The sequence below is a fragment of the Arthrobacter sp. 01T425 genome, assembly GCF_056398725.1.
In genome coordinates this window covers 66100-92685 of sequence record NZ_JBFTPY010000015.1, presented here as the reverse complement: position 1 = coordinate 92685, position 26586 = coordinate 66100, and the positions used below count along the sequence as shown (strand labels likewise).

20 protein-coding genes and 1 riboswitch are annotated in these 26586 nt (G+C 69.4%); of the genes, 7 read left to right on the top strand and 13 right to left on the bottom strand.

All coding sequences use genetic code 11. The features are described from left to right. Positions 1 to 51: 51 nt before the first annotated feature. From AC1DNG_RS16285 to AC1DNG_RS16270, 4 genes are all read right to left on the bottom strand, one after another. Complete coding sequence (locus AC1DNG_RS16285) at positions 52 to 489, bottom strand: hypothetical protein (RefSeq protein WP_223916518.1); 438 nt, start codon at positions 487 to 489, stop codon at positions 52 to 54. Between the two features lie 436 nt (positions 490 to 925). Then, a complete protein-coding gene (locus AC1DNG_RS16280) occupies positions 926 to 1801 on the bottom strand; it encodes a VOC family protein (protein ID WP_476848963.1) in 876 nt (291 codons plus the stop codon). A 75-nt stretch (positions 1802 to 1876) separates the two neighbouring features. Further along, complete coding sequence (locus AC1DNG_RS16275; RefSeq protein WP_476887788.1) at positions 1877 to 2983, bottom strand: amidohydrolase family protein; 1107 nt, start codon at positions 2981 to 2983, stop codon at positions 1877 to 1879. A gap of 3 nt (positions 2984 to 2986) precedes the next feature. After that, positions 2987 to 3487 carry a GNAT family N-acetyltransferase gene (locus AC1DNG_RS16270; RefSeq protein WP_476887787.1) on the bottom strand — a complete coding sequence of 167 codons (501 nt, stop codon included), beginning with the start codon at positions 3485 to 3487 and terminating at the stop codon, positions 2987 to 2989. Between the two features lie 76 nt (positions 3488 to 3563). Next, a riboswitch (TPP riboswitch) is annotated at positions 3564 to 3671 on the top strand. Between AC1DNG_RS16270 and thiC the strand changes: the two genes are divergently transcribed. Then, the gene (gene thiC / locus AC1DNG_RS16265; protein ID WP_476887786.1) at positions 3667 to 5472 is read left to right on the top strand and encodes a phosphomethylpyrimidine synthase ThiC; all 1806 of its coding nucleotides are present in this window, start codon (positions 3667 to 3669) and stop codon (positions 5470 to 5472) included. (Overlaps the previous riboswitch by 5 nt.) Here the strand turns inward: thiC and AC1DNG_RS16260 are convergent. After that, positions 5469 to 6203, bottom strand: coding sequence for an alpha/beta fold hydrolase (locus tag AC1DNG_RS16260; RefSeq protein WP_230011099.1), 735 nt, complete (start codon positions 6201 to 6203; stop codon positions 5469 to 5471). The genes thiC and AC1DNG_RS16260 overlap by 4 nt on opposite strands. A gap of 71 nt (positions 6204 to 6274) precedes the next feature. After that, the gene (gene ffh, locus AC1DNG_RS16255; protein ID WP_223916506.1) at positions 6275 to 7864 is read right to left on the bottom strand and encodes a signal recognition particle protein; all 1590 of its coding nucleotides are present in this window, start codon (positions 7862 to 7864) and stop codon (positions 6275 to 6277) included. A gap of 152 nt (positions 7865 to 8016) precedes the next feature. On the opposite strand from ffh, the gene AC1DNG_RS16250 reads away from it, so the two are divergent. Then, on the top strand, positions 8017 to 9405 hold the full coding sequence (locus tag AC1DNG_RS16250; RefSeq protein ID WP_476887785.1) for a glucose-6-phosphate dehydrogenase: 1389 nt from the start codon (positions 8017 to 8019) through the stop codon (positions 9403 to 9405). Between the two features lie 201 nt (positions 9406 to 9606). On the opposite strand, the gene AC1DNG_RS16245 is transcribed toward AC1DNG_RS16250, so the two are convergent. Both AC1DNG_RS16245 and AC1DNG_RS16240 read right to left on the bottom strand, forming a co-directional pair. Then, positions 9607 to 9945, bottom strand: a complete 339-nt coding sequence (locus tag AC1DNG_RS16245) for a P-II family nitrogen regulator (protein ID WP_028276847.1) — start codon at positions 9943 to 9945, stop codon at positions 9607 to 9609. Beyond that, positions 9942 to 11324, bottom strand: coding sequence for an ammonium transporter (locus tag AC1DNG_RS16240; protein WP_476887784.1), 1383 nt, complete (start codon positions 11322 to 11324; stop codon positions 9942 to 9944). Before AC1DNG_RS16240 ends, AC1DNG_RS16245 begins: the two co-directional genes overlap by 4 nt. Positions 11325 to 11575: 251 nt before the next feature. Between AC1DNG_RS16240 and AC1DNG_RS16235 the strand changes: the two genes are divergently transcribed. Both AC1DNG_RS16235 and AC1DNG_RS16230 read left to right on the top strand, forming a co-directional pair. Continuing rightward, positions 11576 to 12826 (top strand): MFS transporter, encoded by a 1251-nt coding sequence (locus AC1DNG_RS16235; protein WP_476848955.1) that lies wholly within the window; start codon positions 11576 to 11578, stop codon positions 12824 to 12826. A gap of 161 nt (positions 12827 to 12987) precedes the next feature. Beyond that, the gene (locus tag AC1DNG_RS16230) at positions 12988 to 14694 is read left to right on the top strand and encodes a hypothetical protein (RefSeq protein WP_476887783.1); all 1707 of its coding nucleotides are present in this window, start codon (positions 12988 to 12990) and stop codon (positions 14692 to 14694) included. A 78-nt stretch (positions 14695 to 14772) separates the two neighbouring features. On the opposite strand, the gene ftsY is transcribed toward AC1DNG_RS16230, so the two are convergent. Next, a complete protein-coding gene (gene ftsY, locus AC1DNG_RS16225; RefSeq protein ID WP_028276845.1) occupies positions 14773 to 15984 on the bottom strand; it encodes a signal recognition particle-docking protein FtsY in 1212 nt (403 codons plus the stop codon). A gap of 88 nt (positions 15985 to 16072) precedes the next feature. After that, the gene (smc, locus tag AC1DNG_RS16220) at positions 16073 to 19708 is read right to left on the bottom strand and encodes a chromosome segregation protein SMC (RefSeq protein ID WP_476887782.1); all 3636 of its coding nucleotides are present in this window, start codon (positions 19706 to 19708) and stop codon (positions 16073 to 16075) included. A 262-nt stretch (positions 19709 to 19970) separates the two neighbouring features. Between smc and AC1DNG_RS16215 the strand changes: the two genes are divergently transcribed. From AC1DNG_RS16215 to AC1DNG_RS16205, 3 genes are read left to right on the top strand one after another with little or no spacing between them, the layout of a single operon-like run. After that, on the top strand, positions 19971 to 20993 hold the full coding sequence (locus AC1DNG_RS16215) for a 3-oxoacyl-ACP synthase III (protein ID WP_476860310.1): 1023 nt from the start codon (positions 19971 to 19973) through the stop codon (positions 20991 to 20993). Beyond that, on the top strand, positions 20987 to 23686 hold the full coding sequence (locus tag AC1DNG_RS16210; protein ID WP_476887781.1) for an alpha/beta fold hydrolase: 2700 nt from the start codon (positions 20987 to 20989) through the stop codon (positions 23684 to 23686). Before AC1DNG_RS16215 ends, AC1DNG_RS16210 begins: the two co-directional genes overlap by 7 nt. Then, entirely contained in the window at positions 23683 to 24720 is a 1038-nt protein-coding gene (locus AC1DNG_RS16205; RefSeq protein WP_476887780.1) for an NAD-dependent epimerase/dehydratase family protein, read from the top strand. Before AC1DNG_RS16210 ends, AC1DNG_RS16205 begins: the two co-directional genes overlap by 4 nt. On the opposite strand, the gene mutM is transcribed toward AC1DNG_RS16205, so the two are convergent. From mutM to rpmF, 3 genes are read right to left on the bottom strand one after another with little or no spacing between them, the layout of a single operon-like run. Beyond that, a complete protein-coding gene (mutM, locus tag AC1DNG_RS16200) occupies positions 24656 to 25627 on the bottom strand; it encodes a bifunctional DNA-formamidopyrimidine glycosylase/DNA-(apurinic or apyrimidinic site) lyase (protein WP_476887779.1) in 972 nt (323 codons plus the stop codon). The two genes, AC1DNG_RS16205 and mutM, sit on opposite strands and share 65 nt — an antisense overlap. Positions 25628 to 25636: 9 nt before the next feature. After that, a complete protein-coding gene (gene rnc, locus AC1DNG_RS16195) occupies positions 25637 to 26359 on the bottom strand; it encodes a ribonuclease III (protein ID WP_079553422.1) in 723 nt (240 codons plus the stop codon). 21 nt (positions 26360 to 26380) lie between these two features. Then, positions 26381 to 26584, bottom strand: a complete 204-nt coding sequence (rpmF, locus tag AC1DNG_RS16190; protein ID WP_009356569.1) for a 50S ribosomal protein L32 — start codon at positions 26582 to 26584, stop codon at positions 26381 to 26383. Positions 26585 to 26586: the final 2 nt, after the last annotated feature.

The following is a 26586-nucleotide window of genomic DNA, read 5'->3' as shown; positions in this document are numbered from 1 at the left end:
ACACGTACCCGGCGCACCAGCGCGCGGCCTGGATGCGGCCTCGAGGGCCGGTCAGGACGTCCAGACGTAGAGGCCGGACCTGGTGGCGGGGTCGACGCCGGCGGCGAGCTCGGCGATCCGGCGGACGTAGTCCCGGGCCTCGTCGGGGCCGAAGGGCATGTCCTCCTCGGCGGCCCAGTTGGCGGCGACATCCTCCAGGACCTCGCCCTCCCCTTCGGTTTCATAGCTGAGCAGTTCCGCCAGCGTACGGACCATTGCCGCCGGGACGCCGAGCAGCGAGTCGCTGGCCACGTCGACCATGGCCAGTTCATAGTCCGCGCCCGGGGCGTGCACGGCGACGCCGGCGAGGTCTCCCAGCCGCTCCACCTCGAAATCGCTGATCTCCGGGATGCGGACGGCGCCCGGGGCGGCCGGGCTGCCGCCTTCCAGTGCGCCGGCGCGCTTGAGGGCTTCTTCGTGGGTGGACACAAAGAGTTCGGTGAATCCCATGCAGCTGGTCCTTAGGGTTCGGCGGTCCGCAGACCGCTGTTTTCGGCGTCGCTTCAGCCTAGCCGCTTCAGCACGACCTCGCCCCGCCCGATGGGCATGCCCTCCCCTGGCCCTGAGCACTGGACATATGGCCACTATGTCCATTCCCGGCTGCGAGCACTGGACATGTTCCAGTCTCCTGCTGGCGAAGAGTGGACATGTCCCTCGCTGGCCCGGGGAACCCGACCAAGGCCCGCTGGACATGCCCTCCCCTGACCCTGAGCACTGGACATATGGCAACTATGTCCATTCCCGGCTGCGAGCAATGGACATGTTCCGGAGTCCCGGCCGCGAGCAGTGGACATGCCCAGCGTTCCCGCCGGCGAAGAGTGGACATGTCCGGGGGGAGCTGTGCGCGCTGGACATGTCCAGCGACCAGCGCGCCCGGAGAGAACTTCTAGCGCACGGCGACGCGGATCCGGTTGCGCCACGGATCCTCGAAGCGCAGCTCGGCGCCGGTGTGGTGGGATTCGACGCCGGCAACCTTGAGCCGGTCGGCCAGGGCCGCGACGTCGTCGCCGGAGGGCACCTCGATGAGGACCTCGCCCAGGCCCAGCGTGTCGCGCCGGGGGCCCGCGCCGCGGCTGTTCCAGACGTTCATGGCCATGTGGTGGTGGTAGCCGCCGGCCGAGACGAACAGCGCCTGGCCGTGCCAGCCCGCGGTCTTTTCGAAGCCGAGCGTGCCGACATAGAAATCATGCGCCGACTGGACGTCGCCGACCTGCAGGTGGACGTGCCCGACGCCGGCGGCGGCCTGGCGCTGGCCGGCCACGGACTCCTCGGTCAGGTATTGCTGCAGGTAGCGCTGCGGCGGCAGGGCGAGACTGTCCATGACGACGTTCTTGCCCTCCCAGGACCACGCCGCCCGCGGCCGGTCCCAGTACAGCTCGATGCCGTTGCCTTCGGGGTCATTGAAGTAGAACGCCTCGCTGACGAGGTGGTCCGCGCTGCCGGTGAAGGACTGGGGCTCGTACTGGGCCGCGGTGGCGATGGTGGCCGCCAGGGAGTGCTGGTCCTCGAAGAGGAGGGCGGTGTGGAAGAGCCCGGCCTCGCCGCGGGAAGGTAGATTCAGGCCCGGGGCAGGCGCCAGATGCACCAGCGGCTTCTGCTGGCGCCCAAGGTAGAGCCCGCCGTCCTGTTCGGCCACAGTCTCCAGGCCGAGGGCGCGCTGGTAGTAGTCGGTCATGAGCTTCATGTCGCCGACCTTGAGCATCACGGTGCCCATGGTGAGTTCGGCAGGAAGGAGGTCCTGGGTGCTGGCTTCTGCGGTCATGGCAATGCTCCGTGGATTCTGTAGCCACCGGCCTTCGGCGACTCTACATAAAGATAAATTACTTGAAGCTTCAATTTATTCCAAAACATGGACTGGCGCCCGGTCCACCGGCAGCCCACGCAGCACGATATGCCGGATCCGGCGGAGCGTGGCCGGATTGCTCCGCGGATCCTCGGCGGTGACGAGGACATCAGCGCTTGCCCCTTCACCGATGGACTCCGCGCCGAGCCAGGTCCGCGCAGACCAGCTCGCGGCGTTGAGGGCGGCAGCGGCGGAAAGGCCGGCGGCGTGCAGGGCCTGGATCTCGTCCACGATCCTGCCATGGCTGATCACGCTGCCGGCGTCGGTGCCGGCATAGATCGCCAGCCCGGCCTCGTGGGCTTCGAGGATCCGCTCCGCCCGGCGCTCCCACAGCGAGCGCATGTGGGCTGTGTAGCGGGGGAACTTGGCCGCCGCCCGGGCGGCGATGTCCGGGAACGTGGCGATGTTGATCAGGGTGGGCACGATCGGAACACCCTGTTCGAGGAAGCGCGGCAGGTGCCGCGGCAGCAGCCCGGTGGCGTGCTCGATGCAGTCGATCCCGGCGTCGAGCATGTCGTCGAGGGTGTCTTCGGCGAAGCAGTGTGCGGTGACGCGGGCCCCCTCATCGTGGGCGGCCTGGACGGCGTCCTTGACCGTCCGGGCGGGAAAACTGGCGGCGAGATCGCCGGCGTCGCGGTCGATCCAGTCCCCCACGAGCTTGACCCAGCCGTCGCCCGCGCGGGCCTGCTTGCGCACGGCCTCGACGAGATCCTCCGGTTCGACCTCGACGGCCAGGCCAGGCAGGTACCGCCGGGTCCTGGCGAGGTGCCTGCCGGAGCGGATGATCCGGGGCAGGTCCGCGCGTTGCTGGAGCCAGCGTGTGTTGTGGACGGCGCCGGCGTCGCGGACCAGGAGCGTCCCGGCGTTGCGGTCCGCCAGGGCCTGGGATTCCGCGGTGTCCTCGGTAACGTCCCCGCCCGGGCCGAGGCCGATGTGGCAGTGCGCGTCCACGAGGCCGGGCATGACCCAGCCGTCGAGTACGAGGTCAGGCGCGGCGGCCGGACGGTGGAAGGTTAGCAGGCCGCCCACCGACCAGAGCCCGCGGCGTTCCTGGTCCGCCGCGGTGAGGATAGGCCCGCTGAACTCGATGATGCCGGTCATGACCTAAAGCCTAATCCGCATGACGATCCGCCGGCCAAGACGGTCCAGCCCCAGCTGCGCTTCGTGGATCCGCAGGGCGCCCAACGCCTGTCCTGGCTGGGCGAGTTCCTCGAAACCCCAGCTCGCATAAAACGGCGCATTGAACGGGACGCCTGCGAAGGTGCAAAGCGTCATCGATAAATAGCCACGGCTCCGGGCCGCATCAAGGGCCGCCTCCACCAGGGACCGTCCTATCCCCCGCCCGGCGGAGTCCGGCTGCACGGAGAGTTGTTCCAGATGGGCCTGGCCGCCGACCTCGTCAACGCGGGCAAACCCTACGGGCGGGTTTCCGGCGACAAGTATGAAGAGCGGCTCAACCGGCGTCGTCAACTCCGGAGCCGGGAGCGTCTGGTTCCCCAGCTCCGCTTCGAGGATGCGGTCTGCTGAGGCCTCGAGAACCGGCAGCGCCGGGAGGTCTTCCGGCGTCGCCATCCGGATGCGGGGCACGGCCCTGGGCAGAGTCACAATGCCACGCTAACACCGCGGCCCGACCGCACTCCGTCACACTCGAGGGCCGGCCGGAGGTGCGTGGTAGTTTCGTCTACGACCACACGGGTGCCCCTGCAGGGGCTGAGATCGGGCTGACGCAGCCTGCGACCGTTGAACCTGTCCGGGTAATGCCGGCGAAGGAAGTGAGCTTTTCCGTGAACACCCAAGTGACACAGCACAGCCCTGTCCAAATTCAGTCCGCAGCCGCCACGCAGTCGCTGAAGTCCCACTCGCTGGCCTTCAGCACGGACCAGGAGCATGGCATCCGCGTGCCGGTGACCGAGATCGCCCTGGAACCCTCCCCGGGCGGCGTCCGGAACCCGCCGTTCCGGGTGTACCGCACTGCCGGCCCGGGCAGCGATCCGGTCCGCGGGCTGGAACCGTTCCGCACCCCCTGGATTGAGGCCAGGGCGGACACCGAACCCTACGCCGGCCGCGAACGGGAGCTGCTCGACGACGGCAAATCGGCGGTGCGCCGCGGTGCTGCGTCGGCCGAGTGGCGGGGCGGCCGGCCGGTGCCGCGCCGGGCCGTTGAGGGCAGGACCGTCACGCAGATGCGCTACGCCCGGGACGGTGTCATCACCCAGGAAATGCGGTTCGTCGCGCTGCGCGAGAACTGCGATGTGGAGCTGGTGCGCAGCGAGGTGGCCGCGGGCCGCGCGATCATTCCCAACAACGTCAACCACCCCGAATCCGAGCCGATGATCATCGGCAAGTCGTTCCTGGTGAAAATCAACGCCAATATCGGCAACTCCGCCGTGACCAGCTCCATCGCCGAGGAGGTCGACAAACTCCAGTGGGCCACGCAGTGGGGCGCGGACACCGTCATGGACCTCTCCACCGGGGACGACATCCACACCACGCGCGAGTGGATCATCCGTAACTCCCCCGTCCCCATCGGAACGGTCCCGATCTACCAGGCGCTGGAGAAGGTCAACGGTGAGGCGAACGCCCTGACCTGGGAGATCTTCCGGGACACCGTGATCGAACAGTGCGAGCAGGGCGTGGACTACATGACCATCCACGCCGGCGTGCTGCTGCGGTATGTGCCGCTGACGGCCAACCGGGTCACCGGCATCGTGTCCCGCGGCGGTTCCATCATGGCCGGCTGGTGCCTGGCGCACCACCGGGAGAACTTCCTGTACACCCACTTCGATGAGTTGTGCGAGATCTTCGCCCGCTACGACGTCGCGTTCTCCCTGGGCGACGGGCTGCGGCCGGGCGCGACGGCGGATGCCAACGACGCGGCACAGTTCGCCGAACTGGACACCCTGGCCGAGCTCACGCAGCGGGCCTGGGACTTCGACGTGCAAGTCATGGTGGAGGGCCCCGGGCATGTGCCCTTCCACCTCGTCCGGGAAAACGTGGAGCGCCAGCAGGAACTCTGCAAGGGCGCCCCGTTTTACACACTCGGGCCGCTCGTCACGGACATCGCACCGGGCTATGACCACATCACCTCGGCGATCGGCGCCACCGAGATCGCCCGCTACGGCACTGCCATGCTCTGCTACGTCACGCCCAAGGAACACCTCGGGCTGCCGAACAAGGACGATGTGAAGACGGGGGTGATCACTTACAAGATCGCCGCCCATGCCGCGGACCTCGCCAAGGGCCACCCCGGCGCGCACGAACGCGACGATGCCCTGTCCAAGGCAAGGTTCGAGTTCCGCTGGCGGGACCAGTTCGCGCTGTCCCTGGACCCGGTCACGGCCGAGGCCTACCATGATGAGACGCTTCCCGCGGAGCCGGCCAAGACAGCCCACTTCTGCTCGATGTGCGGTCCGAAGTTCTGCTCCATGCGGATCAGCCAGGACATCCGGGACGAATACGGATCAGCAGATTCGCAGGCGGCCCTAGCGCAGATGACGGCCGGAATGCGGGCGAAGAGCAACGAGTTCCTCGCCTCGGGCGGCAAGGTCTACCTGCCGCAGCCCTCAGTGGGAGGACCCGCAGCTTCCTAGGACGCCCGGGCGTGCTGGTGCCGGCTGACCTCGGCGATGTAGGAGCGGATGGCCCGGTCCCCTTCGGCTGAATCCTGGGGCCGGTGCCCTCCCGGCGCCGTGCGGTGCAGGGCGCCTGTCTCGCGCAGGTAGCCGGCGATTTCCTCATACAGCGGTTCCCAGCCGCCGGTCAGGACCAGGGTCGGCACGCCCGGCACGATCTGCAGCGGGGCTTCCCACGGCGGCGCCTGCAGGCGGAGCCGGCGCGCAGCCCGGAGGGCCTCCGGCGTCGTGGCCCCGGGGGCATCCGCCGCGAACGCGCGGCGGATGAACTCCCGCTGGAAGTCGTCGTCGCTGAGGTTGTGGCGGACGTCGAAGAGCGGCTGCATCAGGGCCCGGTGCGCGGCGGTGGCCGGGAGCTCCGCGGTCAGGGACAGGCAGGCCGGTTCCACCAGGGTCAGCGACTGGACGAGGTCGGGCCGTTCGACGGCGGCCATCATCGCAGCGATCGCGCCCTGCGAATGGGCCACGACATGGCCGCCGGCCTCGCCGCGGCCGTCGTCTGCCAGCGAGGCGAGCACGATGGCGGCGTCGGCGGCGAAGCTGGATTCGAGCGGTTCCGCGACGGCGTCAAACCCGTGCCGCCGCAGGAACAGGGCGTCGTAGTCCAGCGCCATTCCGTGCTGTTTTGGCCACGCGGCGGCGCCGAAGCTGCCGTCCCCGTGGACGAAGACTACGCGCTGCTTGAACATTGTCTAACCCTATGGCACTTCAGTGCTGATGCTGCCGGCGACACAGTGCCGGCGGCCGTCAGCACTTGCGGCTACTTGCTGCCGCCGAGGAACTTGTCGAAACCCTTCGGCAGGTTCAGCTGGGACGGATCGAAGTCGCCGCCCTGCTGGCCGAACGACGCGCCGGTGGGCAGCGCCTTGGGGCCGGCGGCACGCCGGGCCTCGGCGTCGCGCAGTTCCTGCGCCGCCTTGGCCGGGTTGCCGGAGCGGGCCTTCTTCTTGGGCGCGGACTTGGCTCCCTTGCGGGCTCCGCCCCCGCCGCCCATGCCGGGCATCCCCGGCATGCCGGGCATCCCGCCGCCGGCGGCCATCTTCTTCATCATCTTCTGGGCCTGGGCAAACCGTTCCAGCAGTCCGTTGACCTCGGAGACGTGCACGCCGGAACCACGGGCAATACGGGCCCGGCGGGAGCCGTTGATGATCTTCGGAGCCACGCGCTCGTGCGGGGTCATCGAGCGGACAATGGCCTCGACGCGGTCGATCTCGCGCTCGTCGAACTGCTCCAGCTGCTGGCGGATGTTCTGCGCACCCGGCATCATCATGAGCATCTTCTTCATGGAGCCCATGTTGCGGATCTGCTGCATCTGGGCGAGGAAGTCATCGAGGGTGAAGTCTTCCTGGTCGGCGAACTTCTTCGCCATCCGGGCGGCTTCATCCTTGTCCCAGGACTTCTCGGCCTGCTCGATCAGGGTGAGGACGTCACCCATGTCGAGGATGCGCGAGGCCATGCGGTCCGGGTGGAAGAGCTCGAAGTCGTCCACGCCTTCGCCGGTGGAGGCGAACATGACCGGCTTGCCGGTCACCGACGCGACGGAGAGCGCGGCGCCGCCGCGGGCGTCGCCGTCGAGCTTGGAGAGCACGATGCCGGTGAAGTTGACGCCCTCGTCAAAGGCCAGGGCAGTGTTGACGGCGTCCTGGCCGATCATGGAGTCGATCACGAACAGGACTTCGTTCGGGACGATCGCGCGGCGGATCTGGCGCGCCTGCTCCATCATCTCGGCGTCGACGCCGAGACGGCCGGCGGTGTCCACGATCACGACGTCGTGCAGGGTGCGCTTGGCTTCCTCGACGCCGTCACGGGCGACGGCGACGGGGTCTCCGGCAGGGTGGTCCAGTTCGGTGGACGTGGCGCCCGGGTGCGGGGCGAACACGGGTACGCCGGCGCGCTGGCCGACCACCTGCAGCTGGGTGACGGCGTTGGGCCGCTGGAGGTCGCAGGCCACCAGCATGGGGCTGTGGCCCTGGGACTTGAGCCATTTGGCGAGCTTGCCGGCCAGGGTGGTCTTGCCGGCGCCCTGGAGGCCCGCCAGCATAATGATGGTGGGTCCGGTCTTGGCCAGGCGGATCCGGCGGGTCTCGCCGCCGAGGATCTCGACGAGTTCCTCGTTGACGATCTTCACGATCTGCTGGCTCGGGTTCAGCGCCCCGGAGACCTCGGCGCCGAGGGCACGCTCGCGCACGCGGCCGGTGAATTCCCGGACCACGGGCACAGCGACATCGGCGTCCAGGAGGGCACGCCGGATCTCGCGGACTGTGGCGTCAACGTCCGCCTCGGTCAGGCGGCCCTTGCCACGCAGATTCTTGAAGGTTGCTGTCAACCGGTCAGAGAGTGAATTGAACACGCGCCGTGCACTTCTTTCAGTGGATCTACAGGTGGCGGCCGGTGCGGCACGCCAGCGTCGCGACTGGTATTCGCCTGGACGAACCGCCACGACAACAGGACTCGACTATCTAGGGTACCAAGATGCGCCTTCAAGATGGCATGCTGGCGTAGGTGACCAGCCAAACAACTGTAAAAACCCTGCTCATCCTGGGCGCTTCCGGCGATCTCACCGGAAGGCTCCTGTTACCGGGGCTTGCCCGCCTGGTGGCCCGGGGCCGCGCCGACGGCCTCGCCCTGGCGGGAGCGGGATCGGACCCCTGGACGCCGGAGCAGTGGCTTGGCCGGATCGAGGAGTCGTTCGCGGACGAGGACTCCAAGGCCGACGCCCACGGCAAGCGGGAGCTCAAGCGGATCCGCAAGGAGAGCACCTACCACCAGCTCGATGTCACGGCCGAGGGCCAGCTCGCCGGGCTCCTGGCGAAACTGGAGGGGCCTGTGGCTGTCTACTTCGCCCTGCCGCCGCGGGTCAGCCAGCTCGCGTGCGAGGCCCTGGCGCCGGAGGACGTGCCCACCGGCACCCGGCTGGTCATGGAGAAGCCGTTCGGCTCCGACGAGCAGTCGGCGCGCCACCTGAACAAGACGCTGGCCGCGCTGGTCCCGGAGGACCACATCCACCGCGTGGACCACTTCCTCGGCAAGGCAACGGTCCTGAACATCCTTGGCCTGCGCTTCGCGAACACGTTCCTGGAGCCGGTGTGGAACCGGCAGAACATCGAAAGAATCGAGATCATCTTCGACGAGGACCTCGCCCTCGAAGGCCGCGCCCGCTACTACGACGGCGCCGGGGCGCTCCGTGACATGATCCAAAGCCACCTGCTTCAGATCATGGCCCTCATGGCAATCGAGCCGCCGGCATCCGTGGACGAACGCGATCTCCGCGATGCCGTGGCCACCGTGCTGCGGGCCAGCAGCATCAAGGCCCCCTACCGGCAAAGCAGCCGCCGGGCCCGGTACACGGCGGGTTCGATCAACGGCCGGGACATCCCGGACTACGCCAAGGAGGAGGGCGTGGACGCGTCCAGGGCTACTGAAACCCTCGCCGAGGTGCAGGTGGAGATCGACAACTGGCGCTGGCAGGGCGTGCCGTTCATCCTGCGCTCAGGCAAGGCGCTGGGCCAGAAACGCAAGGAGGCCGTGGTGACCTTCCGGCCGGTGCCGCACCTTCCGAAGGGGTTCACCGGTGTGGACGCCCCCAACCAGCTGAGGATCGGCTTTGGCCCGGACACGCTGCAGTTCGACGTCGACGTGAACGGCCCGGGCAATGTCCTGAGCCTGGACCGGGCCACGCTGCAGGCCGAACTGAGCGCCTCCGAACTCCTCCCCTACGGTGAAGTGCTCGAGGGCGTGCTGACCGGGGATCCGCTGCTCTCGGTGCGGGCGGACACGGCCGAAGACTGCTGGCGCATCCTGGCGCCGGTGCTGAAATCCTGGACCGCCGGACATGTCCCGCTGGAGGAATATCCGGCCGGGACCCCGGGGCCGGAGGGCTGGCCGGCCTAGATTCGTCGCGGCAGGGCCAGCGCGGATCCCGCGGCGCGCCGGGCCGACACAGCAGCAACGACCAAGCAGCAACGACCAAGCAGCAACGACACAAGCAGCAACGACACAGCGGGCCGGATACCTTCTCAGGTATCCGGCCCGCTGTGTCCGTGCCGTGTCAACGCCCTGCCTGTCTCCCGTTCCGGGAGTGGAGCGGGGCAGCTAGATCGCTGCCGAACCACGCTCTCCGGTACGGACCCTGACAGCCTCGAACACATCCATCGTCCAGACCTTGCCGTCGCCGGCCCGGCCGGTGTTGGAACTGGCGATGATGACATCCAGGATGTCGTCCGCCTGTTCGTCGGTGGCCAAGACTTCCACCCGGATCTTGGGCAGCAGGTCCACGTTGTACTCGGCCCCACGGTACACCTCGGTGTAGCCGCGCTGCCGGCCGTAGCCGCTGGCAGCGCTGACGGTGAGGCCCTGCACACCGTAGGCCTCCAGGCCTTCGCGAATAGCCTCAAGCTTTTCCGGTCGGACGATTGCCGTGATCAGTTTCATGCCCCCACACTTTCCTTGCCCGTTGCGTTCTGCTTGCCGTTGGACGCGGCGTCCACCGGCACTTCGGCGGCTGTGCCTTCCTCCTGCGGCTCGCCGCCCATCGGCTTGCCCGTGATCAGTTCGTGCAGCGGCTGGAAGCTGCCGCCGTGCCCGCCGACGCCGAACTCGTAGGCGGTCTCTGCGTGCAGGCTCAGGTCCACACCGACAACTTCCTGTTCCTGGGAAACCCGGAAGCCCATGAGCTTGTGGATCGGGAAGGCAATGATGAAGGTCATCACGGCGGTGAAGACGATGGCCATCATTGCCGCGAGGCTCTGGGCGACCAGCTGCGTGGTGCCGCCGCCGTAGAACAGGCCCGCGGCGCCCTGGGTCGGGGTGGCCAGGAAGCCGATTGCGACCGTGCCGACAACACCGGAGACGAGGTGGACGCCGACGACGTCGAGCGAGTCGTCGTAGCCGAACTTGAACTTCAGGCCGACGGCGAGCGCCGAAGCCACACCGGCAACGACGCCGAGGGCGATCGCACCCAGCGGGGAGACGTTGGCGCAGGCCGGGGTGATGGCGACCAGGCCGGCGACCACGCCGGACGCGGCACCGAGGGAGGTCGGGTGACCGTCGCGGAAGCGCTCCACGGCGAGCCAGCCGAGCATGGCTGCGGCCGGGGCGGCCAGGGTGTTGATCCAGATCAGGCCGGCCTGCTCCACAGTGGCAGCGGCACCGGCGTTGAAGCCGAACCAGCCGAACCACAGGATTGCGGCACCGAGCATGACGAACGGAATGTTGTGCGGGCGGTGGTTCGGGTCCTTGCCGAAGCCCTTGCGGTTACCGATGATCAGGACCAGAATCAGGCCCGCGACGCCGGCGTTGATGTGGACCACGGTGCCGCCGGCGAAGTCGATGACCGGCGCGAACGTCTGGCCGAACCAGCCATTCGCGGAGAAGAGTCCGCCGCCCCAGACCATGAAGGCCATCGGCGCGTAGACCAGGGTGGCCCAGATGGGGGTGAAGACCACCCATGCGGAGAACTTGGCGCGGTCGGCGACCGCACCGGAGATCAGGGCCACCGTGATGATCGCGAACGTGGCCGCGTAGCCGACCTTGAGCAGGTCGGCCGGTTCGGTGAAGTTGTGCAGGCCGAAGTGGCTGAACGGGTTGGCGAAGATCTGGTAGAAGTTGTCTTCGTTGGTCGTAGCCATCGAAGCGCCCCACAGGATCCACATGATGCCGACGGTTCCAATGGCAACGAAGCTCATCATCATCATGTTCAAAGCCGACTTGGCGCGGGTCATGCCGCCGTAGAAGAATGCCAGGCCCGGGGTCATGAACAGCACGAGTGCCGCGGCGACCAGGAGCCAAACGAGACCTGCGGTGAGTTCCATGGTCTACGTCCTCTCTTGCTATTAGGTGCGGAGTAGTCCGCCGGTCCCAACGCATTTATTTGCGTTCTAGAAAGAGTTTCGCGGGGCCGTGTTTCGCTGGCGGAGGATTTACATTGCCGGGTTGTTACAAGAACCTCCCGGACGTAAATGGTGCATCTCACACTTGTTACGGTTATGTTTCAGCGGATTATTCCCGCACTTGTTGGACCCGCCGCCAGCCGGCACCGCATCTTCCCAAGGACGAACGCATTATGAGCAAGACCTCCCGCCCCGCCGGCGACGCCGCAGCCGAGGTGCCCTCCCGGGCCCCGGGCCGTTCCCGGCTGCCCCGGGACATCAAGGTGATGCTGGTGGCGGCCTTCCTGATTGCGATCGGCTTCGGCCTCGTGGCACCGGTTCTGCCCCAGTTCGCCACCACGTTCGACGTCGGGGCGACCGCCGCGGCCGTGATCGTGAGCATCTTCGCTTTCATGCGGCTCGTCTTCGCACCGGCCGCGGGCACCCTGATCGTGAAGCTGGGCGAACGGCCGGTCTATGTGGCCGGGCTGCTGATCGTCGCGGTGTCCACGGCCGCCTGCGCCTTCGCCCAGAATTACTGGCAGCTGCTGGTCTTCCGCGGCCTCGGCGGGGCTGGCTCGGTGATGTTCACGGTGGCGTCCATGGCGCTCGTGGTCCGCCTCGCGCCGCCGGAAAGCCGCGGCCGGGTCTCCGGGGCCTATGCCTCCGCCTTCCTGATCGGCAACGTCTGCGGCCCCATCGTCGGCGGGATGCTCGCCAGCTTCGGCTTGCGGGTGCCGTTCCTGGCCTACGCGGGGGCCCTGGTGCTGGCCGCCGTCGTGGTGCAGACCCAGCTCAGCCATGTCCCCGCCGCCTCGCGGCAGCCCGGCGCCACGGCCCCGGCGATGGAACTACGGGACGCGCTGCGGGACAGCGCCTACCGGGCCGGCCTGTTTTCGAGCTTTGCCAACGGCTGGGCCACCTTCGGGGTGCGGATGGCCACAGTGCCGCTCTTCGCCGTCGTGGCGCTCGGCGCCGGTCCGGAATCGGCCGGCTGGGCCCTGGCGGTATTTGCCGGCGGCAACGCGGTGGCGCTGACGTTTTCCGGCCGGCTCGCGGACAGCCTCGGCCGCAAGCCGCTCCTGCTGGCCGGACTGCTGGTCACCGGCACCGCCACGGCGGCCATCGGCTTCACGCACCAGCTGCCCTGGTTCCTGCTCGCCTCCGCCTGCGCCGGGATCGGCTCCGGGCTGCTCGGACCGGCCCAGCAGGCCGCCATCGCCGACGTGATCGGCAACGAGCGCTCGGGCGGCCGCGTTCTGGCCGTCTTCCAGATGGCTTCCGACAGCGGCGCAATTGTCGGACCGGTGGTGGCCGGGCTGCTGGCGGACCGGCTGGGCTACGGCTGGGCCTTTGGGGTCACTGGCGGCATCCTGTTGGCCGCCGCCGCCGTGTGGTTGCCGGCCCGCGAAACGTTCCGCCGGCCGGCCCCGGACCGCGCCTGACCTGCGGCGTTGCCGCCGCTGGTCCGCTCCGGGCGGCGCCTCCGCCGGGATCTTGTCCGGGACCGTGCACGGGACGTTGTCCAGGGCCTTCCGGTCAGCGGCGGCCTCCGCCCTTGGCTAAGCTGGGGGCACGTGCCACAAACTTCCGGAGGTAATCCCCCATGGCCAAATTCGACTCTTCCCCCGGGAAAGCCGAAAGCCCCGACCCCGCCCAACCCGCAAACCCCGGTAAGAGTGCGGGCACAAGCGCGGGAAACAGGAAGCGCGCAGGGCTGATCGCCGGCGCCGGAATTATCGCCGTCGCCGCAGCAGTACTGGTTCCCCTCGCCCTCGGAAACCCGACGCCGGCCCCGCCGGCCGCTTCTTCCCCGGCCCAGTCGGCACCGGCGCTCGCCCCTGCCGAGGTGGGCCCGACCGTCACCTATTACGCGCAGCCGGGTCCGCCGGCCGGGTCGCCGCTGGAAAAGGTTGAGCCCCTCAAGGTCGATGTCTCCAGCGACCTCGTGGGCACTTCCCTGAACAAGGGCATGGCGGGAATTTCCCTGGAGGCCACGGATCTGGCCGATCCCGACCTCAGCAGCGACAACGCGTCGATGGTCAAGCTGCTCAAGGAGATCGACCAGCCGGTCCTGCGTTTCGGCGGCAACGCCGTGGACCGGCGTTTCTTCTGGACCTCCACCGGCGAGGCCGTCCCCGCCGACTACAAGGGTGACAAGACGCACCCGGTCAAGGCCGTGGGCCCGGCAGACCTGGTCCGGCTCAAGACCCTGCTGGACGCCGGCGACGCCAGGGTCAGCCTCACAGTGGATCTGGGCCACTACAACCCGGCGCGGGCTGCGGACATGGCCAAAAACGCCTCGGCGATCCTCGGCGACCGGCTGCTGAGCATCACTGTGGGCAATGAGCCCAACGGCTTCGTGTTCAACGATGTGAAGTCCGGCAGCGGCTACAGCCTGGATCAGTACATTCGGGAATTGAAGGACTACGCCAACGCGATCTATGCAGTGGCGTCGAACGTGCCCATCTCCGGCCCGGGCGCCTACGACCAGAAGTGGTGGCAGCCGTTCGTCGATGCGGACCTCCCGCAGAAGAAGATCCTGACGTTCCACCACTACCCGCTCTCCAACTGTGACGGCAGCTTGCCCCAGGACTCGCCTACCTTGGCAAACGCGATGAGCCGAACGATGCACGACCGTGGCGTCAACTACCAGAAGGCGGCCCTCGCGGTGGGTCAGGCCGCCGGCCTGGAAACCTGGATTCCGGAAACCGGGATCTCGGCGTGCCCCGGTTCCAATGAGACCTCCCGCACCCACGCATCTGCGCTCTGGGCGGCAGACTATGCCCTCACCGCCGCCCAGCTGGGCATCACCCGAATCGGCTTCCACAGCTCGCTGCTGACCTGCAAGGGCGGCCCGCCCCTGTCCGCCATCTGCAGCGCCGGGGCCTACCCGTTCGGCAACGGCCAGATGTCCGGCCGGGCCAACTTCTTCGGCATCTCCATGGTGGCCGAGCTCGAGGCCGGCAAGTTCATGAAAGTGAACAGCGCCGGAGGCGGCCCGGCGTTCAGCTACGCGCTGCAGAACGCCGACGGCAGCACCAGCGTGGTGATCATCAACGAAAACGACCCCGAAAAGGCCGCGCAGACTTCCGTCACCCTGAACCTTCCGGGCAAACCGGTCACCGGGACCATGACCCAGCTCAGCGGACCCAGCTACGCAGCCGAGGACCAGACCGTGATCGATGGCGCCAAGGCCGAGCCCACGCCCCTCGCCAAGCGCGCCACGGTGCCCGGCTTCGCGTACAAGTCCCAGACGCAGCAGTTCAAGCTGACGGCCGGCACAGTGACGGTCCTGAACTTCAAGTACTAGCCACTTGAACAAAGAGTGCCCCGGTCCCGTCTGAACTGGCCAGACAGGACCGGGGCACTCTTTTTGTTGCGGTGCGGGCTAGTTCAGCAGCGCATCCACGAAGCCTTCAGCGTCGAACGGCGCGAGGTCGTCGGCGCCTTCGCCCAGGCCGATCAGCTTCACCGGGACTCCGAGGGATTTCTGGATGGCGACGACGATCCCGCCCTTGGCGGTGCCGTCCAGCTTGGTCAGGACGATCCCGGTGATGTTCACGACCTCGGAGAACACCCGGGCCTGGTTGAGTCCGTTCTGGCCGGTGGTGGCGTCCAGGACCAGCAGCACCTCGTCCACCTCGGCCAGCTTTTCGATGACCCGCTTGACCTTGCTGAGCTCGTCCATGAGGCCCACCTTGTTCTGCAGGCGCCCCGCGGTGTCGATCATGACGACGTCGACTTCCTGGTCGATGCCGGCCTTGACGGCCTCGTAGGCCACCGAGGCCGGGTCCGCGCCGTCGATGTCCGACTTCACGGTGGGCACGCCGACGCGCTGGCCCCACGTGGCCAGCTGCTCGGCGGCGGCGGCGCGGAAGGTGTCCGCCGCGCCCAGCAGCACGTCCTTGTCCTCGGCCACGAGCACGCGGGCCAGCTTGCCCACGGTGGTGGTCTTGCCAACGCCGTTGACGCCGACAACCATCATGACGGCGGGCTTGTCGCCGTGGCGCTCGACGTTCAGGCTCCGGTCCATGGTCGGATCCACGAGCTTGATGAGTTCCTCCCGGAGCAGGGCCTTGACGTGCTCAGGGTCCCGGGTGCCCATCACCTTGACGCGTTCGCGGAGTGAGTCCACGAGCTGCATGGTCGGTTCGGTGCCGAGATCGGCCAGCAGCAGGGTTTCCTCGACCTCATCCCAGACGTTTTCATCGATCTTGTCTGCCGAGAGCAGGGCCAGGAGCCCCTTGCCGAGGATGTTGTTGGACTTGACGAGCCGCTCGCGCAGCCGCATCAGCCGCCCGGCCACCGGCAGCGGGGTTTCCACCGGGACGGTTTCCAGCCCGGCTGCGTCGTCCGGAACTTCGAGGGTTGGTTCTTCGAGTTCGACGCCGTCCGGCGAGGTCCGTGCCGGTGCCGGCGCCTGCGCGGGACGGTCCTCCACAAGGGTTCCGGCTCCCGGGGCCTGCACGGGGTCGTTTGCGTCACGCGGGCCGGTGTAGGTCTTGGCGCTCTTCCGGGTCTTCATGAGCACCGGGATCAGCACACCGAGGACCACCAGGACAGCGAAAATGGGCAGAATGATGGGGAGGATATCGTTCACTCCCCTAGCTTCTCACAAACCCCAAATGGGCCGTGGCCAGCGCTTTTGTTGCGCGCGGACGCCGCCGTGCCGGGACCTGGACGTTTGCTCAGATCTCCGCACTGAGCCGCTGGCTGATCACCGTGGAGACGCCGTCGCCGCGCATTGTGACGCCATAGAGGGCGTCGGCGACTTCCATGGTGCGTTTCTGGTGCGTGATGACGATCAGCTGGCTGGATTCGCGGAGTTCTTCGAAGATGGTGATGAGGCGGCCCAGGTTGGTGTCATCGAGCGCGGCCTCGACCTCGTCCATGACGTAGAAGGGCGAGGGCCGTGCCTTGAAGATGGCCACCAGCAGCGCCACGGCCGTCAGGGAGCGTTCGCCGCCGGAAAGCAGCGAGAGCCGCTTGATTTTCTTGCCGGCCGGGCGGGCTTCGACCTCGATGCCGGTGGTGAGCATGTCGGTGGGGTCGGTCAGGACCAGCCGGCCCTCGCCGCCGGGGAACAGCCGGGCGAAGACGCGGACAAACTGCCGGGAGGTGTCCTCGAAGGCCTCGGCGAAGACCTTCTGGACGCGGTCGTCGACTTCCTTGATGATGTCCAACAGGTCTTTGCGGCTGGCCTTCAGGTCTTCGAGCTGGGTGCTGAGGAACTGGTGGCGCTCCTCAAGCGCGGCGAACTCCTCGAGCGCCAGCGGGTTGACCTTCCCCAGGGCCGCGAGGTCGCGTTCGGCGCGTTTGAGCCGCTTTTCCTGTTCCGCACGGACGAAGGGCTTGCCGTCGGAAATCTCGCGTCCGTCCTCGTCCACCGGGGCGCGCAGTGCGGCCCATTTGTCCGCCGAGTCGCCGGCAGGGACCGGGACAGGCAGGTCCGGTCCGTAGTCGGCCACGAGCTGTCCGGCAGTCAGCCCGAGCTCCTCCACGCTCTTCAGTTCCAGCGCCTCGATCCGCAGCCGCTGCTGCGTGCGGGCGAGCTCGTCGCGGTGCACGGAGTCGGTGAGTTCGGCCAGTTCGCGGGCCAGCGCGTCGTTGCCGCTGCGGACCCCGGCCAGTTCACGGTCCATGGCGTCCCTGCGTTCCTCGGCGCTGTCCCGCTCGCGGCGGGCCAGTTCCACGGACACGTCGATGAATCCGATGACCTGCTGGACGGCGCCGGCGACGGCGGCGGCGCGCCGGGCCTGGAGCCGGCGGCGGCGGGCCCGTTCCGCGGCTTCCTCGCGGGCGCGGCGTTCGGTGGCGGCGGCCCGTTCCAGCGACGCCGCCCGGTTGCGGGTGGCCGTGAGCTGTTCCTCGGCGCTGCGCAGGGCGAGCCTGGCCTCCATCTCGGCCGTGCGGGCCAGCGAGGCGGCCAGGGCCAAGGCATCCCGGTGCTCCGGGGAAGGTTCCTGCTCCGCGGGGGCCTCTGAGGCCGCGGCGAGCCGGGCCGCCACCGCTTCCAGCGCACCTTGTTCGCTGACAATCTGGGCCTCAGCCCTGGCCAGGGACGCGGCCAGCCGCTCACTTTCGGCGACGGCGCTGCGCAGCACCGCGTTCAGGTGGCCCAGGCGTTCGGCGACGGCCGCGAGTTTCGCGTCGGAATCGTGGAGTTTCGCGAGGGCCGCGTCGGCACGGTCCTGGGCTTCGGCGCGCCGGGTCCGGGCGGTGGAGAGTGCGAAGCGGTTGCGTTCGAGCGCGGCGGTGACGGCGGCCAGCTTCGACGCGGCGTCGTCGACGGCGGCCTGGACTTCCAGCAGCGACGGCGCCGACGCGGACCCGCCGGTCACGGTCAGCGCCGTGAAGACGTCCCCGGTCCGGGTCACGGCGGTCAGCTCGGGACGCGCGGCGATCAGCTGCGCTGCGGCATCCAGGTCCTCGACGACGGCGACGCCGGCCAGCAGGGCGGCCAGCGGCAGGCCGGCGACGTCCGGTGCCTCAGCCGACACAAGATCCACAGCCCAGCGCGCGCCCGCGGGAAGCGTGCTGCCGCCGGTTAATGCATCGGCCGTCAGCGCATCGGCCACCGGCGGCGGGGACCCGGCCGGGGGGCCGGCCAGCAGCAGCGCGGCACGGCCGGCGTCGTCCGCGCGCAGCAGCCGCACGGCAGCGGCGGCCGTCTGCTGGTCCCGGACCACCACGGCGTCGGACGCGCTGCCGAGTGCGGCGGCGACGGCGGCCTCGAATCCGGGATCCACGGCGATCATGGATGCCAGCGATCCCAGGACCCCGTCAGCCAGGTCCCCGGCTGCCACACCGAGCACATGCCCGGAGCCGTCTTTGCGGTTCAGGCCCAGCTGGAGGGCATCGCGGCGGGCCATGAGGGCGCCGCGTTCCCGCTCGCCTTCACGCTCGGCCGCCTTCAGGGCGTCAATTTCGGCGATGATGGTTTCGAGGGCCTCGCTCGCGGCCTCGTAATCGGCGTCGAGCGATTCCTCGCCGTCCTCGACCCCTGCGACCTGCGCTTCCAGGGCCGTGAACTCGCTGTGCGCCTGGCGGCGGCGCTCCTCGCCCGCCTTTTGCGATTCGCGGAGGCGGCCGAGCTCGGACTGGGCAGACTCGACGCGGGACCGTGCCGCGCCGACCTGCCCGGCGAGCTTGGCCAGGCCTTCACGCCGGTCCGCGGCGGCGCGGAGCAGGGCCGCGAGCCGCTTGTCCTCGGCGGCGGCGGCCTGTTCGGCGTAGTGTTTGGCGGCTGTCGCGGCGTCCAGGGCCTCGGTGCGGTCCAGGATCTGCCGTTCCAGCCCGGCCTGCTCGTCGCGGACGCGGGCGGCCTGCTGCTCCAGCTGGTCCGGGTCCCGGCCGGTGTCCGGAACCACGTCCGCGGCGCCGAGCAGGCGGCGGCGTTCCTCTGCGAGCGAACCGAGGGAACGGAGCCGTTCGCGCCCGGTGGAAAGCGAATACCAGTTCTCCCGCGCGGCGTTCAGCGCGGGCGTGGCCTCGGCTGCGAGCCCTTCGAGGACGGCCTGGCGCTGCCGCCCGGCCTCGAGGTCGCGTTCGACGACGGCGCGGCGTGCCTTGAGCGCCGATTCATCCGCCACGTCCTGCGCCAGCGCGGACTGCAGCGCAACGAGGTCGTCGGCCAGGAGCCGTGAGCGGGCGTCACGGACCTCGAACTGGACGCTCTGGGCGCGCCGGGCCACCTCGGCCTGTTTGCCCAGCGGGGTCAGCTGCCGCCGGATTTCGCCGGTGAGGTCGCTGAGCCGGGACAAGTTGGCCTGCATGGCTTCGAGTTTGCGGACCGTCTTTTCCTTGCGGCGGCGGTGTTTGAGGATGCCGGCGGCCTCCTCAATGAAGCCGCGCCGGTCCTCGGGGGTGGCGTGCAGGACCTTGTCCAGCTGGCCCTGGCCGACAATCACGTGCATCTCGCGGCCCAGGCCCGAGTCAGAGAGCAGCTCCTGGATATCGAGCAGCCGGCATCCCGCGCCGTTGATGGCGTATTCCGAGCCGCCGGTCCGGAACAGCGTGCGCGAGATCGTGACCTCGCTGTATTCGATCGGGAGGGCGCCGTCGCTGTTGTCGATGGTCAGCGAGACGTGTGCCCTCCCCAGGGGCGGCCGGCCCGAGGTGCCGGCGAAGATCACGTCTTCCATCTTGCCGCCGCGGAGGGTCTTGGCTCCCTGTTCGCCCATGACCCACGCCAGCGCGTCCACCACGTTGGATTTGCCCGAGCCGTTGGGGCCCACCACGGCGGTGACGCCCGGTTCGAATTCAAAGGTCGTCGCCGAGGCGAACGACTTGAATCCCCGGACGGTCAAACTTTTCAGGTGCAAGGCGCTTCGGTTCTCCTGGTCGGCGGACTGGTCCGCTGTCCGACGAAAGCATGATTCGGACGGACACGGGGGTTCCGGGGCGGCCCCGGATACTTACAATCTACTGCGCATCTGCGGCCATTCCGCGCAGAACCAGCGCGAAGCCGCCGCAGATGGCTGAGGCCGCATATGCGGGAATTGACCTGCACGGGGCATAGTTAAGCTCTCGGGCTTGTGAGCGGCCACCGCCGGAGCGCAGGACGGACATGAAGAGGGGCTTGAATTGGTAGGCAATGCAACATTCCGGCACAGCAACACCGCTCTACTTTCGGTAAGCAGCGTCGAAGCTCCGACGATCATCAGTTCCATGGATTTCGACCGCAGGCTGGCTTCGACCCTGCGGCGGCTGAGGGTCCCCCCGAAGCTGCTCGAACGGGTCGCAGGCATCACGCACCGGCGCTGGTGGGCCCCCGGGACATCGTTCGACGACGCAGCCATCGAGGCGGGCGCAAAGGCCTTGGCCGAGTCCGGCATCGAAGCGTCCGAGATTGGCCTGCTGATCAACACCTCCGTGACGCGGCGAAACCTCGAACCGTCCGTCGCGGTGAAGATCCACCACGGACTGCGCCTGCCTTCGTCGGCCATGAACTTTGATCTGGCCAACGCCTGCCTTGGATTCGTCAACGGCATGACGCTGGCGGCCAACATGATCGACTCCGGCCAGATCAAGTACGCGATGATCGTCAACGGTGAAGACGCCCAGCCAACGCAGGAGGCCACCCTGGCCCGGCTGCAGCGGCCCGAGACCACCCGCGAGGACTTCAACCGCGAGTTCGCCACACTGACGCTCGGCTCCGGAGCCGCTGCGGCCGTCCTGGGCCCGGCGGACGAGCACCCCGGGGCGCACCGGGTCCTCGGCGGCGTGATGCGTGCCGGAACCGAGCACCATGAACTGTGCGTGGGCAGCATTGACGGCATGGCCACCGACACCAAAGGCCTGCTCGACGGCGGCCTGCAGCTCGTGGTCGATGCCTGGCACGAGGCCCAGCCGGAGTGGGACTGGGCCTCGATGGACCGGTACGTCACGCACCAGGTGAGCAATGCCTATACCCAGGCCATCATCAACGCCATTGACCTGGACCCGGACAAGGTGCCGATCACGTTCCCGCATTGGGGCAATGTGGGCCCGGCCTCCCTCCCCATGACCCTCGCGGCCGAAGCGCAGACTCTCGCCGCCGGGGACCGCGTGCTGTGCATGGGCGTCGGTTCCGGCCTGAACACCGCCATGGTGGAAATCGTTTGGTAGCCGCCGACTGGCCCGGCGTCGACCCCGAATGGTCGCGCGAAATCGATGTGGCGTCCACCTCCGCCGCGGATGAGCCCGGCACCGTGCGCCGCTGGCACCTGCTGGACAACGGTGCCCAGCTCACGCGCCGCGGCCTGACACCTGCCGGCACCCTGCTGTGCGTGCACGGCAACCCGACGTGGTCCTACCTGTGGCGGACCCTGCTGGCCGCCGGATCCGACCCCGCACACCCGTGGCGCGTGGTGGCCGTGGACCAGCTGGACATGGGCTTCTCCGAGCGCACCGGCACGTTCCGGCGCCTGGAGGACCGGATCAACGACCTGGGCGACCTCACCGCGGCGCTCGGCCTGGACGGGCCGGTCGTCACCGTCGGCCACGACTGGGGCGGCGTGATCAGCCTGGGCTGGGCCGTGGCCCATCCGCAGCAGCTCGCCGGCGTGGTGCTGACCAACACGGCCGTGCACCAGCCCTCCGGCGCCCGCATCCCGCCTGCGCTGCGGCTTGCCTTGCACCCTGCCGTGCACCGCTGGGGAACGACGGGGACGGACAGCTTCCTGCGCGTGACGCATGCCCTGGCCCGCCCGCCGCTCACCGCGGATGTCCGTGGCGCCTTCATGGCCCCCTATCGCGGCGCCGGCCGACGCGCCGGCGTGGGGAACTTTGTCGCGGACATTCCCGCCGACGCGTCCCATCCCAGCTTTCCGACGCTCAGCCGCGTCGCGGAAGGGGTGCGCGGGCTGGGGGTTCCGGCCCTGATGCTCTGGGGCCCGCGCGATCCGATCTTTTCCGACCGGTACCTCAAGGACCTCATCGGCCGGCTGCCGGACGCGAAAGTTCACCGCTTCGAGGGTGCCGGCCACCTGGTCGCGGAAGACCGGGACATCGCCGCGCCCGTCTTCGAGTGGCTGGCCGGGTGCGGCCCGGACAGCGGACCGGCCGACGGCCCGGCCGACGACTCGATGCTGGAATTCGGGGCCGGGCCCCTGGAGCCCGGCGCCGGGGTCACGCCCCTCTGGGCGCCCCTCGCCGAGCTGGCGGCGGGACCGGCGGCCGGGGATACCGCCGTCGCGGAAATGGCCACGGACGGCAGCGTCGCCCGCTCGCTCAGCTGGCAGGAGCTCGAACAGAACATCGCCGCCCTCGCGGCGGGCCTGCAGGACGCCGGTGTAGGGAACGGCACCCGGGTGAGCCTGATGGTTCCCCCGGGCGTGGACCTGACCGTGGTCCTCTACGCCTGCCTGCGGCTCGGCGCGGTGGTCATCGTGGCCGACGCCGGCCTGGGCACCCGCGGCCTGAGCCGTGCGGTGAAGGGCGCCACCCCGGACTTCCTCATCGGAATCGACAAGGCCCTGGCGGCCGCCTCGGTACTTGGCTGGCCGGGACGGCGCATCAGTGTGCGGGACCTGCCGGCCCGCCGCCGCCGGCTCCTCGCCGTCGAGACCTCCCTCGCTGCCCTTGCCCGCCGCGGAGCCGGCCTCAGCCCCGGACTCCCTCGCCCGGGCACGGCCCCGGTTCCGGACCCGGACGCCCCCGCCGCGGTGCTGTTCACCTCCGGTTCCACCGGGCCCGCCAAGGGCGTGGTCTACACGCACCGGCGGCTGGCAGCGATGCGCGATGCCGTGGCCGCGACGCTGGAGATCCGCCCGGGCGCACGCCTGGTGGCGGGCTTCGCGCCGTTCGCCCTGCTGGGACCGGCGCTCGGAGCCGTTTCAGTGACGCCCGCCATGGACGTCACCGCCCCCCGCACCTTGACGGCCAGCGCGCTGGCGCACGCCGCAGCAGCCATCGACGCCACGGTGGTATTCGCCTCGCCCGCGGCGCTGCGCAACGTCCTGGCCACCCGGGCCGGCCTGAGCCGCGCCGGACACGAGGCGCTGGGGCGCGTGGAGCTGCTGCTCTCCGCCGGCGCGCCGGTCCCTGAAACCCTCCTCGCAGAGGTGCAGCGGCTGCTGCCGCGCGCCTCGCTGCATACCCCGTACGGGATGACCGAGGCGCTGCCCGTCACGGACATCAGCCTCGAACAGATCCGTGCCGCCGCGGCCGACGCCGCCGCCGGAACCATGGCAGGCGCCGGCAACGGCGTGTGCGTGGGCCGGCCGGTGCAGGGCGCCCGCGTGGCCATCATCCCGCTGGCCGCGGACGGCACCGCACCCGGGAACGAGCCCGTCAGCGAGGCCGGAGTGAGCGGGGAGATCCTCGTCAGCGCCCCGCACGTGAAAGAAGCCTACGACCGGCTCTGGCTGACCCAGCGCGAGAGCGTCCGCACGGCCGGATGGCACCGCACCGGCGACGTGGGGCACCTCGACGCCGCCGGCCGGCTCTGGGTGGAAGGACGCCTCGTGCACGTCGTGACGGCCCCGGGCGCCGTGGTGACGCCGGTAGGCGCCGAGCAGGCCATCGAACGCCTGGACGACGTCGGGATGGCAGCCGTCGTCGGGGTCGGTCCGTCCGGGACCCAGGCTGTCGTCGCCGTCGTCGAAACCGTTCCGCCGGTCCGCCGGGCCGGTCCCGCCGCGCCGCAGCTGGCGGGCCGCGTGCGGGACGCCGCCCGCGCGGCAGGGGTCAGCGTCTCCGCCGTGCTCGCTGTCCCCTCCCAGCCGACCGACATCCGCCACAACGCCAAGATCGACCGGAGCCGCCTGGCCCGGTGGGCTTCGGCGGTGCTGGCCGGCGGCCGTCCGGGCACGCCATGAGGGTCCTCGTCACCGGCGCGAGCGGACTGCTCGGGCGGGAGGTGGCACAGCTGCTGGTGCGGCAGGGCCACGCCGTCAGCACGTTCCAGCGCCGCCCCTCCGGCGTCGACGGCGCCACGGACCTCCAAGGGTCCGTTGCGGACGAGGCCGCCGTGCGCCGCGCCGTCTCCGGCGCCGAGGGCGTCATCCACCTGGCCGCGAAGGTGTCCTTCACCGGCCGTGCCGCGGAGTTCGACGAGGTCAATGTCGAAGGCACGCGCCGCCTGCTCCTGGCCGCCCGCGAGGCCGGTGTGCGGGAGCTGGTGTTTGTTTCCTCCCCGTCCGTGGCCAATTCCGGGGCCGCCATCGCCGGGCTGGGCGCCGAGGCGGCGGACCCGGCCCGCGCGCACGGTGACTACTCCCGCACGAAGGCCGAGGCCGAACTGCTGGCGCTGGCCGCGGACTCGCCGGGTTTCCGGGTCACGGCGGTGCGCCCGCACATCGTCTGGGGCCCGGGTGACACCCAGCTGGTGGAACGGGTGCTGGAACGTGCCAGCCGCGGCCGCCTGCCGCTGCTCGACGCCGGTGCGGCACTGATCGACACGACCTACGTGGACAACGCCGCTTCGGCCATCGTCGCCGCGCTTGACCGGATGGAGCACATCCACGGCCGGGCGCTCGTGGTCAGCAACGGCGAACCCCGCCCGGTTGGTGAGCTGCTGGCGGGCATTTGCGCCGCGGGCGGCGTCCCTGCGCCGTCGTGGACGGTGCCGGGCAGTCTCGCGCGGGCTGCGGGATCGGTGGTGGAGAAGGTGTGGTCCAGGTCCGGCCGGGCCGGGGAGCCGCCGATGACCAGATTCCTCGCTGAACAGCTCTCTACGGCCCACTGGTTCGACCAGCGCGGGACCCGTGAACTCCTCAACTGGGCCCCCGCCGTTTCACTTGACGAGGGCCTGGCGAGGCTGGCCGGGCACTACGCCCGGACGCCCCCTACCAGCGCCCGTTCCGCGGCCGGGGCTGGCAGACGGGGCAGGTGTACGAGGACCGGTTCATGAACTGTTCCCGCAGGAGCAGGCTGACCCGGCCGGCGGCGGCGCAGCGCTTGCACTCGAGCCCCTCCCGGCCGTAGGCGTTCAGGGAACGGTCGAAGTACCCGGAGGCTCCGTTGACGTTGACGTAGAGCGAATCGAAGCTCGTGCCGCCCGCGGCCAGGGCATCCGTCATGACCGCACGGGCGGCGTCGAGGACCCGCACCGCATCGGGTCGGCGCAGGGTGTCGGTGGGCCGGGCGTAATGCAGCCGCGCCGTCCAGAGGGCCTCGTCCGCGTAGATGTTGCCGATCCCCGAGACCAGGCCCTGGTCCAGCAGCGCCCGCTTGAGCCCGGTTTTGCGGGCCCGCAGGCGCCGGTAGAAGGTCTCGAAGGAGAACCAGGGATCCAGCGGGTCACGGGCAATGTGCGCGGCTTCCTCGGCGATGAGCGGCAGCGGCGTTTCGGCGAGGCCGCCAGGGCCGCCGTCGTCGGTGGGGATCAGCGTGGTCAGGAACAGGCCGCCGAAGATGCGCTGGTCCACGAACCGGAGCTGTTCGGGCATGCCGTCGGCCGGGCTGAGCCGCAGCCTGACCTTCAGGTGTTTTTCGTCCGGAACCCCGGGGTCCTGCATAAGCAGCTGGCCGGACATGCCCAGATGGGCCATGAGCGCGACAGCGGGGGCGGGCTCGCCGGCCGGGGTACCGTTTCCGGGCGGGGCGGGCGTGTCCGCCAGCGGCATCCACAGGAATTTGCCGCGGCGGACCACGTCCAGGACCCGCGCGCCTTCAAGGTTGCCGGCAAAGTCTTCCGGTCCCAGGGCGTGCCGGCGCAGGGAGCGCGGGTCCAGCACCTCGACGGAGGTGATGGTCCGGCCTCGCACCCAGCTCACCAGGCCGCGCCGGACCACCTCGACCTCGGGCAGTTCAGGCAACGCCGCTGCCTAGCTGCCGGTCTGGGACTGCAGCTGCTGCGGATCCGGCGCGGACGGGGCGGTCAGCCGGCGCCAGGCGTCGGCGGCGGCTTCCTGTTCGGCCTCTTTCTTGGAGTTGCCGGTGCCGGTGCCGTAGTCCGTGCCGCCGATCCGCAGCACGGCCTCGAACGTCCGGGCGTGGTCCGGCCCGGAGCCGTCGACCGCGTAGTTGATGGTCCCAAGCTGCCGGCTGGCGGCGAGCTCCTGGATGGAAGTCTTCCAGTCGGTGCCCGCGCCGAGGGCGGCGGCGTCCTTCAACAGCGGGCCGACCAGCCGCATGACCAGCTGCCGGGCCGTCTCGATGTCGTTGGAGAGGTAGGTGGCGCCGATCAGCGCCTCCATGGTGTCCGCCAGGATGGAGGCCTTGTTTTTGCCTTCGGTGAGCTTTTCGCCCTGTCCAAGGTAGATGTACTCCCCCAGCCCGATGCTGCGGCCGATGCCGGCCAGCGCCCGGGTGCTGACGACGGCGGAGCGGCGCTTGGCCAGGTCGCCTTCGGGCAGCGTGGGGTTGTCACGGTACAGCGCGTCCGTTACGGAGAACCCCAGGATGGAGTCGCCCAGGAACTCGAGCCGTTCGTTGGTGGGGATGCCGCCGTTTTCGTAGGCGTAGGAACGGTGTGTGAGCGCAAGACGAAGCGTCCCGGCGTCAATAGTGACACCGAGACGCTTCAGAAGCTCTTCAGTTGAAGACATCTTTTTCAGCCTGTTGGCGGATTAGACGTCTGCGACCTTGCGGCCCTTGTACTCAAGGAACAGCGCAGTGCCAGCCGAGTCGGTAACGACCTTTGCCTGGTGCGGCAGGCTGTACGTGACCTGGCCGTTCTCGACAGTCTTCACCAGGTGGGGGGCAGTTGCCTTCCACTGGGAGCGGCGGGCGCGGGTATTCGAGCGAGACATTTTCCGCTTCGGGACAGCCACGG

Coding starts and splice junctions, on each gene's coding strand:
- AC1DNG_RS16285 (WP_223916518.1), bottom strand. CDS start 489: ATGGGATTCACCGAACTCTTTGTGTCCACCCACGAAGAAGCCCTCAAG.
- AC1DNG_RS16280 (WP_476848963.1), bottom strand. CDS start 1,801: ATGACCGCAGAAGCCAGCACCCAGGACCTCCTTCCTGCCGAACTCACC.
- AC1DNG_RS16275 (WP_476887788.1), bottom strand. CDS start 2,983: ATGACCGGCATCATCGAGTTCAGCGGGCCTATCCTCACCGCGGCGGAC.
- AC1DNG_RS16260 (WP_230011099.1), bottom strand. CDS start 6,203: ATGTTCAAGCAGCGCGTAGTCTTCGTCCACGGGGACGGCAGCTTCGGC.
- AC1DNG_RS16245 (WP_028276847.1), bottom strand. CDS start 9,945: ATGAAACTGATCACGGCAATCGTCCGACCGGAAAAGCTTGAGGCTATT.
- AC1DNG_RS16240 (WP_476887784.1), bottom strand. CDS start 11,324: ATGGAACTCACCGCAGGTCTCGTTTGGCTCCTGGTCGCCGCGGCACTC.
- AC1DNG_RS16235 (WP_476848955.1), top strand. CDS start 11,576: ATGAGCAAGACCTCCCGCCCCGCCGGCGACGCCGCAGCCGAGGTGCCC.
- AC1DNG_RS16230 (WP_476887783.1), top strand. CDS start 12,988: ATGGCCAAATTCGACTCTTCCCCCGGGAAAGCCGAAAGCCCCGACCCC.
- AC1DNG_RS16205 (WP_476887780.1), top strand. CDS start 23,683: ATGAGGGTCCTCGTCACCGGCGCGAGCGGACTGCTCGGGCGGGAGGTG.
- rnc (WP_079553422.1), bottom strand. CDS start 26,359: ATGTCTTCAACTGAAGAGCTTCTGAAGCGTCTCGGTGTCACTATTGAC.